The organism is Rhodoblastus sp. (genome assembly GCF_019449565.1).
In the GTDB taxonomy this organism is placed as follows: domain Bacteria; phylum Pseudomonadota; class Alphaproteobacteria; order Rhizobiales; family Beijerinckiaceae; genus Rhodoblastus.
Map to the genome: position 1 here is coordinate 1 of NZ_JAGRPM010000043.1, position 17,872 is coordinate 17,872.

A 17,872-nucleotide genomic window follows, 5' to 3' on the forward strand; every position below is an offset into this window, starting at 1 on the left:
CGGCGAAACATCATCAATCCTGACCTGCGGCGGCAAACTGCAAGTGGCCGGCTTCAAATCGGAACGCTGGCCGGCTTCAGATCGGAATAGGTGGCCGGCTTCCTATTGGAATGCGTGGCCGGCTTCGTCGGAATCCGCAGCCTGGCGCGGTTGTGTTCGACACGACGCCTATCCCGTTTGCGATTCGTGCTCCGCTGGTCGACTTGTCGGCTTCCGAGCGACTTGGTTGGGGCGTGTCGCTTTGGCTCGCCTGCGACGATGCAGACGCTTTCCACGAGCGGCTCACAGCCGCTGGCGTGACCGTTCTATCGCCTCCCCAAGACGGGCCGTTCGGACGCTTTTTCAGCTTCCAGGACCCGGACGGGTATGCAGTCACTCTTCATACAACAAAAGCATAGACGCTACGGACGTCACCCACGATCAGCATGCCACAAGCATTTACAGTGACGTGATACTATTCACCGAGGCTTATTGGGGAATAAGTATCATGTCACCGTAATTGCAGATTTACATATTACTTGTCGCTAATATTCTGTCTCTCATCGAGCTAGAAAGCTGATCAATCTCATTGTCAGAGAATCCATTCTTCAATGGGAATTGCAAAAGGCGCTGATAGATAGGCCAGAGGATGTACCGTGCTGGCCACAATTGAAATAGACCGGCACCTTCTGCTGCAATCCGGTAACTATATGCCACATTATCGTATGGGCATGTAAAAACTTGAATAATTAAATTGCCAATCCCCATTGTTGTGATTTGAGAGTTGTATACGGGGCGTCCGTCTCTGCCGATTGGAATGTCTAATTCGGATGAGATGTTTCTGTGTAATGCCATTGAATCGTAATGATATCTTTTTTTCCATTTATCACCGTTATTTTATCCAATAAAAATATTGAAATTATCTGTAGGTGTGGCGTATTGTCTAATATGACTTAGGATGTTATGGTAAATAGTAGGTATTTTGTTACCTTCATATTCAGCAAGTATGGTTATAAGAGCAATCCATGCGGCTAATGCAGCCTGTTCTGAGCGCGATAGCTGTCTTTTTAACTCTCCTTTAAGTGCCTGTTTTAAAAAATAAACCACCTTATCTTCGATGTCCTTCATCCACCCACCGTTGCACGCCCCGCAAGCGAGTAATGGATCTTTGGAAAAGAGGTCTCTTTTATATTTTTGGAGAGACTCTGAGTAGTCCGTGCGAGCAGGCCCTATCGGTACTGCTTTGTTTAAAAGTTCAAAATGGTTATTTTGCTTTGGTATAACTTTTCGCAGCCAATTTGGCCAAATGTGAGTTTCGGAAAGGGGAACGCCACCGCAAAAAATGCATTTTGTGATATGTGGTTTGTCAGGGTGTTTTGTTTTCCGTTTGGACATATAATAGGCTTTCGGTTGAAACGTGCACTTAATCGAGGCGGGAGTGCTTTTTGCAAAGCCTTGGCGCTCCTGTCGGCTCCTACGTCACCTCAAACCACGCCGCCAACCCATTGCCGAAATGGTCCATAATGGCCGAAGCGAGTAGCCATTTGCCGGGATTGTCGGCGACGAAGGCGATATGCTTCGTTCGTAGCGGCGGGACGATTACGCTGTCGCGCCAATAGGGCTCCCAGCCGTCGTCGAGATCGTGCAGCAGCCGCACGACATGGCCCTGGATATGGATGACCTGTGGAAACAGGGACTTGTTCACAAGTCCGAGGCTCACCGGCGTCCCTTTTTTCACCGAGAACAGCGGCGGGCCGTCGAAGCCCGTCCCGGATTTGCCGTTGATCGACCAGGTGCGGCGCAGGGCGTCGCCTGTCGGTTTGAAATTCGACGGCGTGGTCCGCGTCGCGCCGCCTTCGATCACCAGATCGAGCTTTTTCGCCTTTTCCAGCCGGATTTGAGCAGGCAGCAGCGGATTGGTCGGCTGCGGAAGGATCGGCGGCGCGGGCGGCTTGGCCGCGCCTTCCGTCTTGAACTCCAGCAGCGTGACGTCCGGCAGTTCCGTCTCGCCGCGCAATATGAGCTTGCAGCTTTGCGCCTCCACCGGCGGCAGATCGAGCAGCAATTCGCAGCGGGCGCCGGGGCCGAGCGGCAAGGCGCGCCGCGCCGGCTCGAACGGGTCGCAGAACTGGCCGTCGAGCGCGATGATCTTGAGGTCGCCGCCCTGAAAGGCGAGGTCCATGATCCGCGCCGTCGCGGCGTTCACGAGCCGCAACCGCAATCGCGCGCCGGGCGCGAAGGTCAGCGGCGGGTTTTTGGCGCGCGAATTCACACTGGCGACCGCGCCGAGGCGTCCTTGCCGGATGACGTCGGCGGGATTGTCGAAATCGGGGACGATCTGGCCCGAGGAATCGAGTCGCCAGTCGTCCAGCACGAGGACGAGGTCGGAATCCGAGAAGATCGGCTGCGGCTCGTCCACGATGACGACGCCATAAAGCCCGCGCCCGAGCTGTTCGCCGGAAAAGGGCTGGACGAGCGGCTGGTAGAAATAAGTCCCCGCGTCGGGCGGCGTGAAGCGGAAGTCGCGGCTCTCGCCGGGCGCCGTATATTTCGGCGCCTGACCGGCCGCGCCGGCTATTTCATTGGCGACGCGCATGCCCCGCCAGAGCAGGGCGGTGGGCTGCTCCAGCTTGTTGACCAGCCGGGCCTTGATCTCCTGCCCAAGTTTTACACGCAAAAGTGGGCCCGGAGCGTCGCCGCCGAATCCCCAGATTTTCGTCTGCGCGGCGGGCGCCGGGTTCAGTGGAATCACGCCGGGACGCGCCACAAGCTGCGTGAAACCGTCGGAATCCTCTGCCCTGGCGGCTTCGCTCAGGGGGAAAACGCTGGCTGCGACGGCGCCGAACAGGGTGCGGCGGGTGAGGATCATCGGGCCTCTCGGGGGCGGAAAGCGCGCGAGCTTAGCAGATTCTGATTGCAAGTCGGCGAATGGGACGGGTTGAACTCCATTTTTTTGCTGCTTTCCTTTTCTTCCATTGCTATAGACCCCAACCTACGTGGGCGGCCGCTTGTTTCGCGGGCGCGCAGGCGCGCGGGCGTGGCGGAACTGGTAGACGCGCCGGATTTAGGTTCCGGTGGTGAAAATCGTGGGGGTTCGAGTCCCTCCGCCCGCACCAGCGCCCGGCAAAACGCCCGATTCGGCTGGTTTCATCCCGCAAAGGCCCTTCGGCCCAGCGGCGCAGAGGTTTTGAGAAGGTTTTGACGATGCAGACGACTGAAACGCTTTCGCAAGGGCTGAAGCGCGAATATCAGGTGATCCTCGCGGCTTCCGAGCTGGCCTCCAAGCTCGAGGCCCAATTGTCCGAGCTCAAGGGCAAGGTGCGCATCAACGGGTTCCGTCCCGGCAAGGTGCCGCCCGGTCATCTGAAGCGCCTCTATGGCAAGTCCATCATGGGCGATGTCGTCCAGCAGGCCGTCAACGACGCCCAGACCAAGATTCTCGCCGACAATAATCTCCGCCTCGCCGGCCAGCCGAAGCTCGACTTCCCGGAAGACCGCGCCGAGATGGATAAGGTGCTCGAAGCGACCGGCGACCTCAAGTTCAGCATCGCTTTCGAGGTCCTGCCGAGCTTTGAGGTCGGCTCCTTCGAGGATATCGAGCTCGAGCGCGTCATTGCCGAAATTCCGGCCGAGGACATCGACCAGCAGCTCAAGGATCTCGCCGACCGCAACAAGAATTACACGGCGCGCGAAGAGGGCGCGGAAGCCCAGAGCGGCGACAAGCTGACGATTGATTTCGTCGGCCGCATCGGCGAGGAAGCTTTTGAGGGCGGAACGGCGGAAAACGTCGATCTCGTGCTCGGCTCGGGCTCGTTCATTCCTGGCTTTGAAGGCCAGCTCGAAGGCGCCAAGGCCGGCGACGAGCGCAAGGTCGTCGTGACCTTCCCCGCCGATTACCAGGCCGCGCATCTCGCCGGCAAGGAAGCCGTGTTCGACGTCACCGTCAAGGCGGTCGCCGCTGCGGGCGAAGTCGCCGTCGACGATGAGCTCGCGAAGAAATTCGGCTTCGAGGATCTCGGCAAGCTGCGCGAAGCCGTGACCGCCCGCGTCAAGGCCGATTACGACCGCGCCTCGCGCGACAAGTTGAAGCGCGCCCTGCTGGACGCCCTCGACAAGAAGTTCGACTTCGAACTGCCGCAGGACATGGTCGAGCAGGAGTTCAGCGGCATCTGGGGCCAGATCCAGGCTGAGCAGAACGCCTCCGGCAAGACTTTCGCCGATGAAGGCACGACCGAGGAAGAGCAGCGCGCCGAATATCGCCGCATCGCCGAGCGCCGCGTGCGCCTTGGCCTGGTCGTGGCGGAAGTCGGCGAAAAGGCCGGCGTCAAGGTTGGCGACGACGAGGTGAGCCGCGCCATCGTCGAGCGCGCCCGCCAGTTCCCGGGTCAGGAAAAGCTGTTCTGGGATTATTATCAGAAGAACCCGCAGGCCCTCGCCGAGATTCGCGCCCCGATCTATGAGGAAAAGGTCGTCGATCACATTATCGCGGCCGCCAAGGTGACCGACAAGACCATCTCCAAGGATGAGCTGTTCAAGGCCGAGGATGACGCGGCCGACGCCTGAATCCTTTGACGAGAAACATGTGAAGCGCCCGCGGTTTCGCGGGCGCTTTTCATTTGGCGCGCGAAAAGCGCCGGGCGGGCTTCAGACTTTTTTCATGCACGAGCCTTTAAGCCAGAAGACTTGTCGCGTTTGAGACGGGCTGATTCGTAAAAAAAGGCATCTGAAAGCCCTTTCGCCGCTTCGTAGCCGCGCAAGGGGCGCGCAATACGCAGCAGCGTCGCAGGCGAGGCCGCCGTCTAGCCCCTGATATTCCGGGGCGCGCGTCGGCGCCTCCATTCGGCCTCGTTCTTGCATTTCTTTTGGATGCGTGGCGGCCATTGCCTCGGACCGCAGGCGCATTATGTTGGGATGAGGCCACAAGAACGGCTTTGGCCGTCGAAGGAAAAAGATCCATGCGCGATCCGGTTGACGTCTATAATCAATATCTCATCCCGCAGGTCATCGAGAACACGCCGCGCGGCGAACGCGGCTTCGACATCTATTCGCGACTTTTGCGCGAGCGAATCGTCTTCCTTACCGGCCCGGTCGAGGACGGCATGGCCTCGGTCATCATCGCGCAGCTGCTGTTCCTCGAGGCGGAGAATCCGAAAAAGGAAATCTCCATGTACATCAACTCGCCGGGCGGCGTGGTGACGGCGGGCATGGCGATCTACGACACGATGCAGTTCATCAAGCCCAAGGTCTCGACGCTGTGCGTGGGGCAGGCGGCCTCGATGGGCTCGCTGCTGCTGTGCGGCGGCGAAAAGGGCATGCGCTTTGCCCTGCCCAACGCCCGCATCATGGTTCACCAGCCCTCGGGCGGCTTCCAGGGCCAGGCGTCGGACATCCTTCGCCATGCCGAGGACATCATGAAGGTCAAGAAGCGCCTGAACGACGTTTACGTCCAGCATACGGGCCAGGACTACGAGACGATCGAGCGCACGCTCGACCGCGACCACTTCATGTCATCGGATGAGGCCAAGGCTTTCGGCCTGATCGATGACGTGCTCAGCAAGCGTCCCGAGGAAGCGGAAGCGAAATGAACTGGGGACGGCGCCCGTCTTGCATGGGCTTAAAAATATTGTGACGCTTGCCATTGGCGCCGACGGGCATAAAATCAGGCCGCTGACGTCAATGGATAAACCGGGGCGCGAGAGCGCGATTTCGCCGAACCGGCGGCGAGAATCCCAGCGGCCTTTGGCGGTTCAACCGCCGGGGGCGGCGCAAGGGCGGTCGAACGAGGCCCGGTCGGCCGCAAGGAGATGCTGATGAGCAAGGTTGGCAATAGCGACTCGAAAAACACGCTCTATTGCTCGTTCTGCGGCAAGAGCCAACACGAGGTGCGGAAGCTGATCGCCGGGCCGACGGTGTTCATTTGCGATGAGTGCGTCGAACTCTGCATGGACATCATCCGCGAGGAGAACAAGTCCGCGCTGGTCAAGACGCGCGACGGCATTCCGACGCCGAAGGAAATCTGCAAGGTTCTCGATGATTACGTGATCGGCCAATTCCAGGCCAAGCGCGTGCTCTCGGTGGCGGTGCATAACCACTACAAGCGCCTCAATCACGCGACCAAGCATTCCGACGTCGAGCTGGCGAAGTCGAACATCCTGCTGGTCGGTCCGACCGGTTCGGGCAAGACCCTGCTGGCTCAGACGCTGGCGCGTATTCTCGACGTGCCCTTCACCATGGCCGACGCTACGACGCTGACGGAAGCGGGCTATGTCGGCGAGGACGTGGAGAACATCATCCTCAAGCTGCTGCAGGCCTCCGACTATAATGTCGAGCGCGCGCAGCGCGGCATCGTCTATATCGACGAGATCGACAAGATTTCCCGCAAGTCGGACAATCCGTCGATCACCCGCGACGTGTCGGGCGAAGGCGTGCAACAGGCCCTGCTGAAGATCATGGAAGGCACGGTCGCCTCCGTTCCGCCCCAAGGCGGCCGGAAACATCCGCAGCAGGAGTTCCTGCAAGTGGACACGACCAACATCCTGTTCATCTGCGGCGGCGCCTTCGCTGGCCTCGACAAGATCATCTCCAATCGCGGCAAGACCACCTCGATCGGCTTCCAGGCCCGGGTCACTGGCCCTGACGAACGCCGCTCTGGTGAAATCTTCCGCAATGTCGAGCCCGAGGATCTGCTGAAATTCGGCCTGATCCCCGAATTCGTCGGACGTCTGCCGGTCATCGCGACGCTGGAGGATCTCGACGAAGAGGCTCTGAAGAAGATCCTCATCGATCCGAAGAACGCGCTGGTGAAGCAATATCAGCGCCTGTTCGAGATGGAGAATGTCGAACTGACCTTCCAGGACGAGGCGCTCAACGTCATCGCCCGCCGGGCGATCGAACGAAAGACCGGCGCGCGCGGCCTGCGCTCCATCATGGAGGGCATCCTGCTCGACACCATGTACGACCTCCCCGGGCTGGAAGGCGTGGAGCAGGTGGTGATTGGCCCCGAAGTCGTCGAGGGCAAGGCGAAGCCGCTCTATATCTACGCCGAACGGGCGGAAAAGAGCGGCGTCAGCGCCTGAGGTCAAGGGAGGCGGGGGCTCAGGCCGCCGCCTTCTTTCATGGAGAGTCTGGCGTTTGGAAAAAGCCGCGCTTTCGTTTGGAAGGCTTGAAAGCGCAGCGGCGCGCCCCATCTGCCACTTATGTTAACCCAATCGCCGCCGATGCTTGAAAAGGTCGGCAGCGCATGGGGCGGAGGCCTCCGGCGCCGCAAGCTGTCCCGGAATGCTGATCGAGCCGGGATCGCGCAAACAGAAAATTGCAGCCCCGCAACTCCCTCCGGAGATGTCGAGGCTCCAAGGGCCGGAACGCCGAAGCCGCATGGGCGGGTCAAATCGCCTTCACAGACGGTTTCGCCTGCCATGAGAGATAGGATCAAGCGATGACCAGCCCCAAGCGTGAGCTCCCCCCCGCCGGCGTGACCGACAAATATCCGGTTCTGCCGCTCCGCGACATTGTCGTTTTCCCCCACATGATCGTGCCGCTCTTCGTCGGCCGCGAAAAAAGCATTCGCGCGCTTGAAGAAGTGATGAAGGCCGACAAATTCATTCTGCTCGCCACGCAGATGAACGCGGCCGAGGACGACCCCAAGCCGGAAGCCGTGTTCTCGGCCGGCGTGCTCGCCAGCGTGCTGCAACTGCTGAAACTGCCCGACGGCACCGTCAAGGTCCTGGTCGAGGGCGTCGCGCGCGCCAAGGTGTCCAGCTACGTCCGCACCGACGAATATTACGAGGCCGAGGCGTCGGTGACGCCCGAGGAAATGCCCGATCCGGTCGAAGCGGAAGCCCTCGCCCGTTCGGTCGCCTCGGAATTCGAAGGCTATGTGAAGCTCAACAAGAAGGTGTCGCCCGAAGTCGTGTCGGCGGTCGCGCAGATCGACGATCCCGGCAAGCTGGCCGACACCGTGGCCTCGCATCTCTCGGTCAAGATCTCCGATCGTCAGGCCGTGCTGGAAATGACCTCTGTCGCCAAGAGGCTCGAAAAATGCCTCGCGCTGATGGAAAGTGAGATCTCGGTCCTTCAGGTCGAGAAGCGCATCCGCACGCGTGTGAAGCGCCAGATGGAGAAGACCCAGCGCGAATATTATCTGAATGAGCAGATGAAGGCCATTCAGAAGGAACTGGGCGATGAGGACGGCAAGGACGATCTCTCCGAGCTTGAAGAGAAGATCCGCAAGACCAAGCTGTCGAAGGAAGCGCATGACAAGGCGCTGGCCGAGCTGAAGAAGCTGCGCCAGATGTCGCCGATGTCGGCGGAAGCTACGGTCGTGCGCAACTATCTCGACTGGCTGGTGTCCATCCCGTGGAACAAGCGCTCCAAGATCAAGAAGGACCTCAATTCAGCGCAGGAACTGCTCGACGCCGAGCATTACGGCCTGGACAAGGTCAAGGACCGCATCGTCGAATATCTGGCCGTGCAGAGCCGCGCCAACAAGCTGACTGGCCCGATCCTGTGCCTCGTCGGCCCTCCGGGCGTCGGCAAGACCTCGCTCGGCAAGTCGATCGCCAAGGCCACGGGCCGCGAATTTGTCCGCATGTCGCTTGGCGGCGTGCGCGACGAAGCGGAAATCCGCGGCCATCGCCGGACCTATATCGGCTCCATGCCCGGCAAGCTGATCCAGTCGATGCGGAAGGCGAAGACGTCCAATCCGCTCTTCCTGCTCGATGAGATTGACAAGATGGGTCAGGATTTCCGCGGCGATCCGTCTTCGGCGCTGTTGGAAGTGCTCGACCCGGAACAGAACGCCACCTTCAACGATCATTATCTCGAGGTGGACTACGACCTGTCGAATGTGATGTTCGTGACGACCGCCAATACGCTGAACATTCCGGCGCCGTTGATGGATCGCATGGAGATCATCCGCATCGCCGGCTATACCGAGGACGAGAAGGCGGTGATCGCGCGCAAGCACCTGATCCCCGCCGCGACCAAGAAGCACGGGCTCAGCCCGACGGAATGGTCGATCGAAGACGCGGCTTTGACCAAGATCATCCGGCGCTACACCCGCGAGGCGGGCGTGCGCAACCTGGAGCGCGAAATCTCCAATCTCGCCCGCAAGGCGGTGAAGGAGATCCTGCTCTCCAAAACGAAGATCGCCAAGGTCGTCGTCACCGAGGAGAACGTCGAAACCTATCTCGGCGTGCCGCGCTATCGCTATGGCGAGGCGGAGCTGGAAGATCAGGTCGGCGTCGTCACGGGCCTGGCCTGGACCGAGGTCGGCGGCGAGCTGCTGACGATCGAGGGCGTCATGATGCCTGGCAAGGGCCGCATGACGGTCACCGGCAATCTGCGTGAGGTGATGAAGGAATCGATCTCGGCGGCGGCTTCCTACGTCCGCTCGCGCGCGGTGGATTTCGGCATCGAACCGCCGCTGTTCGATCGCCGTGACATCCACGTTCACGTGCCGGAAGGCGCAACGCCGAAGGACGGCCCGTCGGCGGGCGTGGCGATGGCCACCGCCATCGTCTCGGTCATGACGGGCATTCCGGTGCGCCGCGATATCGCCATGACCGGCGAAATCACCCTGCGCGGCCGGGTGCTGCCGATCGGCGGGTTGAAGGAAAAGCTGCTCGCCGCCCTGCGTGGCGGGCTCAAGAAGGTCATGATCCCGGAAGACAACGCCAAGGATCTGGTGGATATTCCGGAATCCGTGAAGAATAACCTCGAAATCGTGCCGGTTTCGCGCATGGAGGAGGTTCTGCGGCACGCGCTTCTGCGCATGCCCGAGCCGATCTCCTGGGAAGAAGGCGCGGTCAAGCCGGCCAAGCCGGAGATCGAGGACGAGACGGTCGGGGTCGTGGCGCACTGACGCGCCAGTCTCCGCGAGTATCTTGAAACGCCGCGTGACAAGCGCGGCGGCCAGAGCCGGGGCGTCAGACGCCCCGGCTTTTTTGCGCTGCAAACTTCGCTTCTCCGAGCGAAACCGAAGCTATTTTTGGCTTTTTCACGCGCTCTCTCGCGGAATCCCTTGATTTGCGGGGCATTCAATCAGAAAGTGGCGGCGTCGGGATGGCTCGATTCGAGTTGCAGCCGCCTGAGCGGCGCCTTATTCGTGCGCTCCTCGATGGAAATCGGATTACCGGGGCGTTGGGCGCTCCGCGGTGAGTCATCTGGCGCGGTCGGAAGAGACGCGCCCTAAAAACGGGAAGAATACAAATGACCAACAAAGCCGAATTGATCGACGCGGTCGCGGAAGCCACGGAAACGTCCAAAGCCGCCGCCGGCGCCGCTCTGGATGCTGTCATCGCCGCTATCACCAATGCGCTTCAGCAGGGCGAAGAAGTCCGCCTGGTCGGCTTTGGCACGTTTTCGGTGAAGACCCGCGCCGCCGGCAAGGGCCGCAATCCGGCGACGGGCACTGAGATTACCATTCCGGAGTCCAAGAGCGTCCGCTTCAAGCCCGGCGCGCAGCTGAAGACCACCGTCAACAAGTAAGCCGCGTTCGCATCCCGGCGCGGGCGGTCCCGCGCCGGCGTTCGCGCGAAGGCCCGGTTCGGGGTCCGGCGGGCCTGTCACCGTCGGCGCTTTTGCGTCGGCGTTTTCGTTCTTGCCAGCGCGGGCTCGCCGTTCTAAGAGCCGGATTCAAGAGCCGAAGACGACCGGTGGAAATCCGCCGCGTTATTGGGTATTGGGGCGGTTAGCTCAGTTGGTAGAGCATCTCGTTTACACCGAGAGGGTCGGCGGTTCGAGCCCGTCACCGCCCACCAAACTCCGGGGAAGTCGATGTCGGCTGGAAAGTTTGGGAATCTTTCGCGCGCCTTCGCCGCGCCTCTGGCCGTTTTCGCTCTCCTGACCCTGGTTTCTGGCGGCGCGCGGGCGATGGAGTTCCGTCTGCAAAGCGTTGCTGATGGGACCGGCTGCCGAGCCCATTGTCCGCGCGTGATCGTCGCGGAAGGCCAGATCACCAATTCGACCCCGAGTGAATTCCTGGAATTTCTGCGCGAAAACGTCGGCGATCGCGATTTGCGGACGGTCGTGCTTCTCAATTCGCAGGGGGGCTATGTCGTCGCCTCGATGGAGCTGGGGCAGATGTTCCGTCGAATCGGCGCGGCGACCATCGTGTCGCATCAATGTCTCTCGGCTTGCGTCTATTCCTTCATGGGCGGCGTGAAACGGGTCGCGCCGCGCGGCGCATCGCTTGGCATTCACCGGATGTTCGCCAATGCGTCGGACAGCATGTTCGATTCGAAAGGGCGCCGGGTCTATGACGACGGCTCGCTGGCGGGCGCGCTGATGCGTTACAGCGCGCGCATGGGGGTCTCCGGCGATCTGATTCGTTTCGCAGAGCGTATTTCTTCCAATTCGATTCACGTCGTGACGCCGCATGAAATGGCGCGCTGGCGGCTGGCGAGCCGCGCTTTCTGAGGGGTTCCGCCGGGTCGTCCCGGCGCCGCGGAAAGCCTTTCAACAATTCGCCACATCAACGCTTGACTTGCCAGCGCGGCTGTCTTAATTCGCAGGCCTCCGATCGACGCAGCAGCGTCGCGGTCGAGCGGGGGAGTAGCTCAGTTGGTTAGAGCGCCGGCCTGTCACGCCGGAGGTCGCGGGTTCAAGTCCCGTCTCTCTCGCCATTCAAACCGTCTGCTGACCGTTTGAATGTAAAAAATCCTCCAAAATCAAAGCCCAAACGCCAGCTCTGTTGGCCAGCCGCGCCCCACGGTTCGACCGAAAATTCGTTGTCGTAAGCTCGCCAGATCAATGACGATTCGTGGACGAGGGAATCGGATCGCGCGGTTCCAGACGCGTCCCTCTCGGCGGCAAGATGCGCAATCGCTCTCCGACTTGCGGGCGACGGGCCAAAGCCAAAAAAAAGCGATTGTTAAACAAACTGGCGTCGCGGCGCGATTTGCGCCAGTCTGACGCCGCGCTCCAACTTTCGCATGATTGGTTGCTGCCCTTTGCGCAGGCGAAAGGCAAGGAAAACCCGGCTTTTCACGGGACTCGTGGCGCGGCGGGGCCGGTGGGCCTCGGACGGGCCGGACGCGTCCGGGAGCATGTGCGCGCTTAGGCCTTGCGCGCGGCGCCGCCCTGCGATACGGAACCAAGACGATCCCGTGGAGAGATGCGGCTTTTTCAAGGCGGCTTCCCCACCCACGCAGCGGCGACGAGTCAGACCGGGCCCTTGCCCCGGGCGGGCGGCGAGCCGGAACCCAGAGCCAGGACAATGCCATGCCGGTCCTCCTGAACGATTATCTGCCGCTGGTGATTTTCATCGCCCTTTCGGCGATTATTTCGGGGGCGCTGCTCGTCGCGCCCTTCCTGCTCGCGTTCAAGGCGCCCGACGCTGAAAAGCTCTCGGCCTATGAATGCGGCTTCAACGCCTTCGACGACGCGCGCATGAAATTCGATGTGCGGTTCTATCTGGTCTCGCTGCTGTTCATCATCTTCGATCTGGAAGTCGCCTTCCTGTTCCCCTGGGCCGTAGCCTTCCGCAAGATCGGCGTGTTCGGCTTCTGGTCGATGATGGTCTTCCTCGGCGTGCTGACCGTCGGCTTTATCTATGAGTGGAAGAAGGGAGCCCTGGAATGGGATTGATCTCTGAAAAGAGCCAGACCCTCATCGCCCCTTCGCCGCGTGGCATTCTGGACCCGCGCACCGGCAAGCCGATCGGTTCGGATGACCCGACCTTCCTGTCGATCAATGACGAACTGGCCGACAAGGGCTTTCTGGTCACCGCGACCGACGATCTCATCAACTGGGCGCGCACTGGCTCGCTGATGTGGATGACCTTCGGCCTGGCCTGCTGCGCCGTGGAAATGATGCAGGTGGCGATGCCGCGCTATGACGTCGAGCGTTTCGGCTTCGCGCCGCGCGCCTCGCCGCGCCAGTCCGACGTGATGATCGTCGCCGGCACGCTGACCAACAAGATGGCTCCCGCGCTGCGCAAGGTCTATGACCAGATGCCCGAGCCGCGTTACGTCATCTCGATGGGCTCCTGCGCCAATGGCGGCGGCTATTATCATTATTCCTATTCGGTGGTGCGCGGCTGCGACCGCATCGTTCCGGTCGACATTTACGTGCCGGGCTGCCCGCCTTCCGCCGAAGCGCTGCTTTACGGCATCATGCTGCTGCAGCGGAAAATCCGCCGCACCGGCACGATCGAGCGCTGAATATCCGGCGCGCCGCCTCCGGCGCGTCTTGTCGTCATTTCCGGCGCAAGCCGGTTCTGGGGTTCGAATATGGCCAATGAGCAGAACGCTGCCGCGGTGGATCACGCCGCCGTCCTGCGGGACCAATTGCAGGCTCTGTCCGCCAGGATTTCGGCGGGCCTGGGCGCCGCCGTGCTATCGGCGGACATCGCCTATGACGAACTGACCGTCGTCGTCGACGCGGCGCAGTGGATCCCCTCGCTGACTTTCCTGCGCGACAATGGCTTCATCTGCTTCATCGACCTGACTGCGGTCGATTGGCCCGCGCGCGAGAAGCGCTTCGACGTGGTCGTGCATCTGCTCGACCCCAAGGCCAATCTCCGCATTCGCGTGAAATGCCATGCCGACGAAACGCAGCCCGTCGAGAGCAGCGTCAACGTCTGGCCCGCCGCCGACTGGTTCGAGCGCGAGGCCTATGACATGTATGGGGTGTTGTTCTCGGGCCATCCCGACCTGCGCCGCATGCTGACGGATTATGGTTTCGACGGCCATCCGCTGCGCAAGGATTTCCCGATGTCGGGCTATGTCGAGGTCCGCTATGACGATGCGCAGAAACGCGTCGTCTATGAGCCGACCAGGCTCAGCCAGGAATATCGCAGCTTCGATTTTCTCTCGCCCTGGGAAGCGGCTCAATACGAGCTTCCGGGCGACGAGAAGGCCACCAAATAGGTCTGACCGATGCGCGCCTTCGCTCGAATCTTCGCGGCAGTCGCGACTCTCGCCCTTCTGGGTGGGCTGTCGGCGCGCGCGCAGGATCAGGCGCCGGGCCAGATCGAGGAAAAGCTCAAGGGTTATGAACCCGCGACGGTCGCGGCTGCGGAAAGCTTCGCCAGGAGCTTCAATCTCGGCGGCATGGTGCAGAAGAGCGTGCCTTTCCTGGTCCAGAACGTGAATAACCAGTTGCGGACGAAAAACCCGGAACTGACCGAAGAGCAGGCCCAGGAATTCGTCGCGGCCTTTCTCCAGAACCTGTTCGAGGACAATGGGAAAATTCTGGAGCGGGCGGCGGTCCTGGACATGGTTGAAATCATGAGCCGGGACGAGCTGGAGGCGCTGATCCGCTTCCAGTCCACCCCGGTCGGCGCCAGCGCGCTGAAGAAAATGCCGACGCTGTCGGCGCGAATGGCGCAGATCATGCCGTTGATGCAGACCTATGTCGTTCCTCGGGCGATGGAATCGGCGCAGGCGCAAATGCGCAAGAACGGCGTCGAAGTGAAAATCTGATGGGCGAGCAGCACATGTCCGAACCGAAGCCGCGCACTTTCTCGATCAATTTCGGCCCGCAGCATCCGGCGGCCCATGGCGTTCTGCGCCTTGTGCTGGAGCTGGACGGCGAGGTCGTCGAGCGCGTCGATCCGCATATCGGTCTGCTCCATCGCGGCACCGAAAAGCTGATGGAAGCCCGCACCTATATGCAGAACACGCCCTATTTCGATCGGCTCGACTATTGCGCGCCGATGAATCAGGAGCATGCCTTCTGCATGGCGATCGAGAAGATGCTCGGCGTCGAGGTTCCGCGCCGCGCCCAGCTAATTCGCGTGCTTTATTGTGAAATCGGCCGCCTGCTCTCGCATATCCTCAATGTCACGACGCAGGCGATGGACGTTGGTGCGCTCACCCCGCCGGTCTGGGGCTTCGAAGAGCGCGAAAAGCTGATGGTGTTCTATGAGCGCGCCTCGGGCGCCCGCATGCACGCCAATTATTTCCGTCCGGGCGGCGTCGCCAAGGACCTGCCGGTCAAGCTGATCGAGGACATCGGCGCCTGGCTCGACCCGTTCCTGAAGCTGTGCGACGATCTCGAAGACCTGTTCGTCGAGAACCGCATCTTCAAGCAGCGCAATGTCGACATCGCCGTCGTGACGCTGGAAGATTGCTGGAAATGGGGCTTTTCCGGCCCGGTGCTGCGCGGTTCCGGCGCGGCCTGGGACCTGCGCCGCGCGCAGCCTTATGAATGCTACGAGGAAATGGAATTCGACATTCCCGTCGGCAAGCATGGCGACTGCTACGATCGCCAGGTCGTGCGCCTCGAAGAGATGCGCCAGTCGGTCCGCATCATGCGCCAATGCGTGAACAAGCTGCTGGACCGCGCCAATGAGGGCCCGGTGCTGGCGCCCAATCACAAGGTCACGCCGCCGCGTCGTGGCGCGATGAAGCAGTCGATGGAATCGCTGATCCATCACTTCAAGCTGTTCACAGAAGGTTTCCACGTGCCGGCCGGCGAGGTCTATGCGGCGGTCGAGGCGCCCAAGGGGGAGTTCGGCGTCTATCTCGTCGCCGACGGCACCGACAAGCCCTACAAATGCAAGATCCGCGCGCCGGGCTTCGCCCATCTCCAGGCCATGGACTTCCTGAGCCGGGGCCACATGCTGGCCGACGTCTCCGCCATCCTTGGCGCGCTCGATATCGTGTTCGGGGAGGTGGATCGGTGACGGTCATGGACTCCCTGCGCAAGAATTGGCATTTCCTGCTGTCTGGCCTCGTCTCGGCGATCGCCGTGCTCGTCCTCATGCGCTGGTCGAGCGGCGCGCCTTTGTTCCAGCCGCAATCCGATTTTGGCATTCTCATCGGCGCTGTTCTGGTCGCCGCTTACGTCGTCTTTCAGGATTTGCGCCGCTCCAACGGGAAGCAGTCATCATGAGCGTCCGCCGTCTCGCCGAAAAACAGCCCGAGAGCTTCGAGTTCACGCCGGAAAACCGCGCCTGGCTCGATGCGCAGATCGCCAAATATCCGCCTGGCCGCCAGGCCTCGGCCGTGATCCCGGCCTTGTGGCAGGCGCAGAAGCAGCATGATTACTGGCTGCCGCAAAAGGCGATCGAGAAGGTCGCGGACCTGCTCGGCATGCCCTATATCCGCGTGCTGGAAATCGCGACCTTCTACACGATGTTCAATCTGGAGCCGGTCGGCAAATATTTCATCCAGCTGTGCGGCACGACGCCCTGCATGCTGCGCGGCTCGGATGATCTCATTCGAATCTGTGAGGAGCGCATCGGCGAGCAGCGCCATGTGACCGCCGACGGCCTGTTCTCCTGGCTCGAAGTCGAATGTCTCGGCGCCTGCTGCAACGCCCCGATGGTCCAGATCAACGACGATTATTTCGAGGATCTCGACGCCGCGACTTTCACCAAGCTGCTCGATGATCTCGCCGCGGGACGGCCCGTCCATATCGGGCCCCAGAACGGCCGGCTGCGCTCGGAGCCGCTCGGCGGCCTGACGGCGTTGACGGATTTCTATGGCGCGGACGGCAAGAGCGGCCCGCTCAGCGACATGCAGGCGGCTCTTCAGCCCGCCAATCCGGCCAAGTAAGGAGACGAGGATGCTTCAGGACAAGGATCGCATCTTCCAGAACCTTTACGGCTATGGCGACTGGGGCCTCGAAGGCGCGCGCAAGCGCGGCGCATGGGACAACACCAAGGGCCTGCTGGAAAAGGGCAAGGACTGGATCATTTCCGAAATGAAGGCGTCGGGCCTGCGCGGACGCGGCGGCGCCGGCTTCCCGACCGGCCTGAAATGGTCCTTCATGCCCAAACCCGACCCGGCGCGCCCCTCCTATCTCGTGGTCAACGCCGACGAATCCGAGCCCGGCACCTGCAAGGATCGCGAGATCATGCGCAACGACCCGCATCTGCTGGTCGAAGGCTGTATCATCGCCGGTTTCGCCATGGGCGCCTCGGCCGCCTATATCTATCTGCGCGGCGAATTCATCTTCGAGCGCGAGCGCCTGCAGGCCGCGGTAGATCAGGCCTATGCCGCCAATCTGGTCGGCCAGAACAACATTCACGGCTATCCGTTCGAGGTCTATGTCCATCACGGCGCCGGCGCCTATATCTGCGGCGAAGAAACCGCCTTGCTGGAATCGCTTGAAGGCAAGAAAGGCATGCCGCGGCTGAAGCCGCCGTTCCCGGCCAATATGGGCCTCTATGGCTGCCCGACGACGGTCAATAATGTCGAATCCATCGCGGTGGCGCCGACCATTCTGCGCCGGGGCGGCGCTTGGTTCGCGGGCTTCGGCGCCAAGAACAACGCCGGCACCAAGCTGTTCAGCATTTCCGGCCATGTGAACAAGCCGTGCAATGTCGAAGAGGCGATGTCGATCCCGTTCCGGGAGTTGATCGAAAAGCATTGCGGCGGCATTCGCGGCGGCTGGGACAATCTGCTGGCGGTCATTCCCGGCGGCTCGTCAGTGCGCTGCGTGCCGGCGCAGGACATCATCGACTGCCCGATGGATTTCGACAGCCTGTCCAAGCTGAAGTCGGGCCTTGGCACGGCGGCGGTGATCGTCATGGACAAGTCCACCGACATCATCCGCGCCATCGCCCGTCTGTCGCATTTCTACAAACACGAGAGCTGCGGCCAGTGCACGCCCTGCCGCGAGGGCACCGGCTGGATGTATCGCGTGATGCAGCGCATGGTCGAAGGCCGCGCGCAGAAGAAAGAAATCGACATGTTGTTCGACGTGTCGAAGCAGATCGAGGGACACACGATCTGCGCGCTCGGCGATGCGGCGGCCTGGCCGGTGCAGGGGCTGATCACGCATTTCCGTCCGGTGATCGAAGCGCGCATCGACAGCTATACGGCGCGGGCCGACAAGGACGCGGTGAAAGTAGCGGCGCAGTAAGCGCCACGAAAGATGGGATTTTGCATCGGCGAAGCCGATGCTAGGAGCGAATGCGACGCCGAGCCGTTGCGAGGGG

General features: G+C 61.4%; 16 protein-coding genes and 3 tRNA genes. 17 read left to right on the forward strand and 2 right to left on the reverse strand.

Translation table 11 applies throughout. The features are described 5' to 3' along the window. Nucleotides 1-876: 876 nt before the first annotated feature. A complete protein-coding gene (locus QZ409_RS11000) occupies nt 877-1,374 on the reverse strand; it encodes a hypothetical protein (protein ID WP_296710732.1) in 498 nt (165 codons plus the stop codon). Between the two features lie 79 nt (nt 1,375-1,453). Continuing rightward, the gene (locus QZ409_RS11005; RefSeq protein ID WP_296710736.1) at nt 1,454-2,848 is read right to left on the reverse strand and encodes a multicopper oxidase family protein; all 1,395 of its coding nucleotides are present in this window, start codon (nt 2,846-2,848) and stop codon (nt 1,454-1,456) included. 162 nt (nt 2,849-3,010) lie between these two features. Here QZ409_RS11005 and QZ409_RS11010 point away from each other — a divergent pair. From QZ409_RS11010 to nuoF, 17 genes are all read left to right on the forward strand, one after another. Continuing rightward, nucleotides 3,011-3,095, forward strand: a tRNA-Leu gene (locus tag QZ409_RS11010). Nucleotides 3,096-3,183: 88 nt separating this feature from the next. Next, a complete protein-coding gene (gene tig / locus QZ409_RS11015) occupies nt 3,184-4,542 on the forward strand; it encodes a trigger factor (protein ID WP_296710740.1) in 1,359 nt (452 codons plus the stop codon). A gap of 392 nt (nt 4,543-4,934) precedes the next feature. Continuing rightward, on the forward strand, nt 4,935-5,564 hold the full coding sequence (clpP, locus tag QZ409_RS11020) for an ATP-dependent Clp endopeptidase proteolytic subunit ClpP (RefSeq protein ID WP_296710743.1): 630 nt from the start codon (nt 4,935-4,937) through the stop codon (nt 5,562-5,564). A 225-nt stretch (nt 5,565-5,789) separates the two neighbouring features. Further along, nucleotides 5,790-7,055 carry an ATP-dependent Clp protease ATP-binding subunit ClpX gene (gene clpX, locus QZ409_RS11025; RefSeq protein ID WP_296710746.1) on the forward strand — a complete coding sequence of 422 codons (1,266 nt, stop codon included), beginning with the start codon at nt 5,790-5,792 and terminating at the stop codon, nt 7,053-7,055. 359 nt (nt 7,056-7,414) lie between these two features. Continuing rightward, complete coding sequence (gene lon / locus QZ409_RS11030; RefSeq protein ID WP_296710751.1) at nt 7,415-9,841, forward strand: endopeptidase La; 2,427 nt, start codon at nt 7,415-7,417, stop codon at nt 9,839-9,841. A gap of 347 nt (nt 9,842-10,188) precedes the next feature. After that, nucleotides 10,189-10,467: an HU family DNA-binding protein gene (locus tag QZ409_RS11035; protein WP_283365492.1), complete on the forward strand. Its 279-nt coding sequence runs from the start codon at nt 10,189-10,191 to the stop codon at nt 10,465-10,467. Between the two features lie 196 nt (nt 10,468-10,663). Then, a tRNA-Val gene (locus tag QZ409_RS11040) sits at nt 10,664-10,739 on the forward strand. A gap of 16 nt (nt 10,740-10,755) precedes the next feature. Beyond that, nucleotides 10,756-11,397: a hypothetical protein gene (locus QZ409_RS11045; protein ID WP_296710757.1), complete on the forward strand. Its 642-nt coding sequence runs from the start codon at nt 10,756-10,758 to the stop codon at nt 11,395-11,397. A 129-nt stretch (nt 11,398-11,526) separates the two neighbouring features. Beyond that, a tRNA-Asp gene (locus tag QZ409_RS11050) sits at nt 11,527-11,603 on the forward strand. A gap of 598 nt (nt 11,604-12,201) precedes the next feature. Then, complete coding sequence (locus QZ409_RS11055; protein ID WP_283365494.1) at nt 12,202-12,567, forward strand: NADH-quinone oxidoreductase subunit A; 366 nt, start codon at nt 12,202-12,204, stop codon at nt 12,565-12,567. After that, the gene (locus QZ409_RS11060; RefSeq protein ID WP_296710761.1) at nt 12,558-13,142 is read left to right on the forward strand and encodes an NADH-quinone oxidoreductase subunit B; all 585 of its coding nucleotides are present in this window, start codon (nt 12,558-12,560) and stop codon (nt 13,140-13,142) included. The genes QZ409_RS11055 and QZ409_RS11060 overlap by 10 nt, the downstream gene beginning before the upstream one ends. Before the next feature lie 69 nt (nt 13,143-13,211). Then, entirely contained in the window at nt 13,212-13,850 is a 639-nt protein-coding gene (locus QZ409_RS11065; RefSeq protein WP_296710766.1) for an NADH-quinone oxidoreductase subunit C, read from the forward strand. A 9-nt stretch (nt 13,851-13,859) separates the two neighbouring features. After that, nucleotides 13,860-14,405, forward strand: coding sequence for a DUF2059 domain-containing protein (locus QZ409_RS11070; RefSeq protein WP_296710769.1), 546 nt, complete (start codon nt 13,860-13,862; stop codon nt 14,403-14,405). 14 nt (nt 14,406-14,419) lie between these two features. After that, entirely contained in the window at nt 14,420-15,610 is a 1,191-nt protein-coding gene (locus QZ409_RS11075; protein ID WP_296710772.1) for an NADH-quinone oxidoreductase subunit D, read from the forward strand. Continuing rightward, entirely contained in the window at nt 15,607-15,819 is a 213-nt protein-coding gene (locus QZ409_RS11080) for a hypothetical protein (RefSeq protein WP_296710776.1), read from the forward strand. The genes QZ409_RS11075 and QZ409_RS11080 overlap by 4 nt, the downstream gene beginning before the upstream one ends. Continuing rightward, nucleotides 15,816-16,484: an NADH-quinone oxidoreductase subunit NuoE gene (gene nuoE, locus QZ409_RS11085; RefSeq protein WP_296710779.1), complete on the forward strand. Its 669-nt coding sequence runs from the start codon at nt 15,816-15,818 to the stop codon at nt 16,482-16,484. Before QZ409_RS11080 ends, nuoE begins: the two co-directional genes overlap by 4 nt. 10 nt (nt 16,485-16,494) lie before the next feature. Then, on the forward strand, nt 16,495-17,796 hold the full coding sequence (gene nuoF, locus QZ409_RS11090; protein ID WP_296710782.1) for an NADH-quinone oxidoreductase subunit NuoF: 1,302 nt from the start codon (nt 16,495-16,497) through the stop codon (nt 17,794-17,796). The last annotated feature ends 76 nt before the right edge of the window (nt 17,797-17,872 follow it).

Bases quoted from the DNA above. Each gene is read 5' to 3' on its own strand.
- QZ409_RS11075 (WP_296710772.1), top strand. From the start codon at position 14,420: ATGTCCGAACCGAAGCCGCGCACTTTCTCGATCAATTTCGGCCCGCAG.
- QZ409_RS11035 (WP_283365492.1), top strand. From the start codon at position 10,189: ATGACCAACAAAGCCGAATTGATCGACGCGGTCGCGGAAGCCACGGAA.
- QZ409_RS11055 (WP_283365494.1), top strand. From the start codon at position 12,202: ATGCCGGTCCTCCTGAACGATTATCTGCCGCTGGTGATTTTCATCGCC.
- QZ409_RS11060 (WP_296710761.1), top strand. From the start codon at position 12,558: ATGGGATTGATCTCTGAAAAGAGCCAGACCCTCATCGCCCCTTCGCCG.
- lon (WP_296710751.1), top strand. From the start codon at position 7,415: ATGACCAGCCCCAAGCGTGAGCTCCCCCCCGCCGGCGTGACCGACAAA.
- nuoE (WP_296710779.1), top strand. From the start codon at position 15,816: ATGAGCGTCCGCCGTCTCGCCGAAAAACAGCCCGAGAGCTTCGAGTTC.
- QZ409_RS11005 (WP_296710736.1), bottom strand. From the start codon at position 2,848: ATGATCCTCACCCGCCGCACCCTGTTCGGCGCCGTCGCAGCCAGCGTT.
- clpP (WP_296710743.1), top strand. From the start codon at position 4,935: ATGCGCGATCCGGTTGACGTCTATAATCAATATCTCATCCCGCAGGTC.
- QZ409_RS11070 (WP_296710769.1), top strand. From the start codon at position 13,860: ATGCGCGCCTTCGCTCGAATCTTCGCGGCAGTCGCGACTCTCGCCCTT.
- QZ409_RS11045 (WP_296710757.1), top strand. From the start codon at position 10,756: ATGTCGGCTGGAAAGTTTGGGAATCTTTCGCGCGCCTTCGCCGCGCCT.
- clpX (WP_296710746.1), top strand. From the start codon at position 5,790: ATGAGCAAGGTTGGCAATAGCGACTCGAAAAACACGCTCTATTGCTCG.
- QZ409_RS11000 (WP_296710732.1), bottom strand. From the start codon at position 1,374: ATGTCCAAACGGAAAACAAAACACCCTGACAAACCACATATCACAAAA.
- nuoF (WP_296710782.1), top strand. From the start codon at position 16,495: ATGCTTCAGGACAAGGATCGCATCTTCCAGAACCTTTACGGCTATGGC.
- QZ409_RS11065 (WP_296710766.1), top strand. From the start codon at position 13,212: ATGGCCAATGAGCAGAACGCTGCCGCGGTGGATCACGCCGCCGTCCTG.
- tig (WP_296710740.1), top strand. From the start codon at position 3,184: ATGCAGACGACTGAAACGCTTTCGCAAGGGCTGAAGCGCGAATATCAG.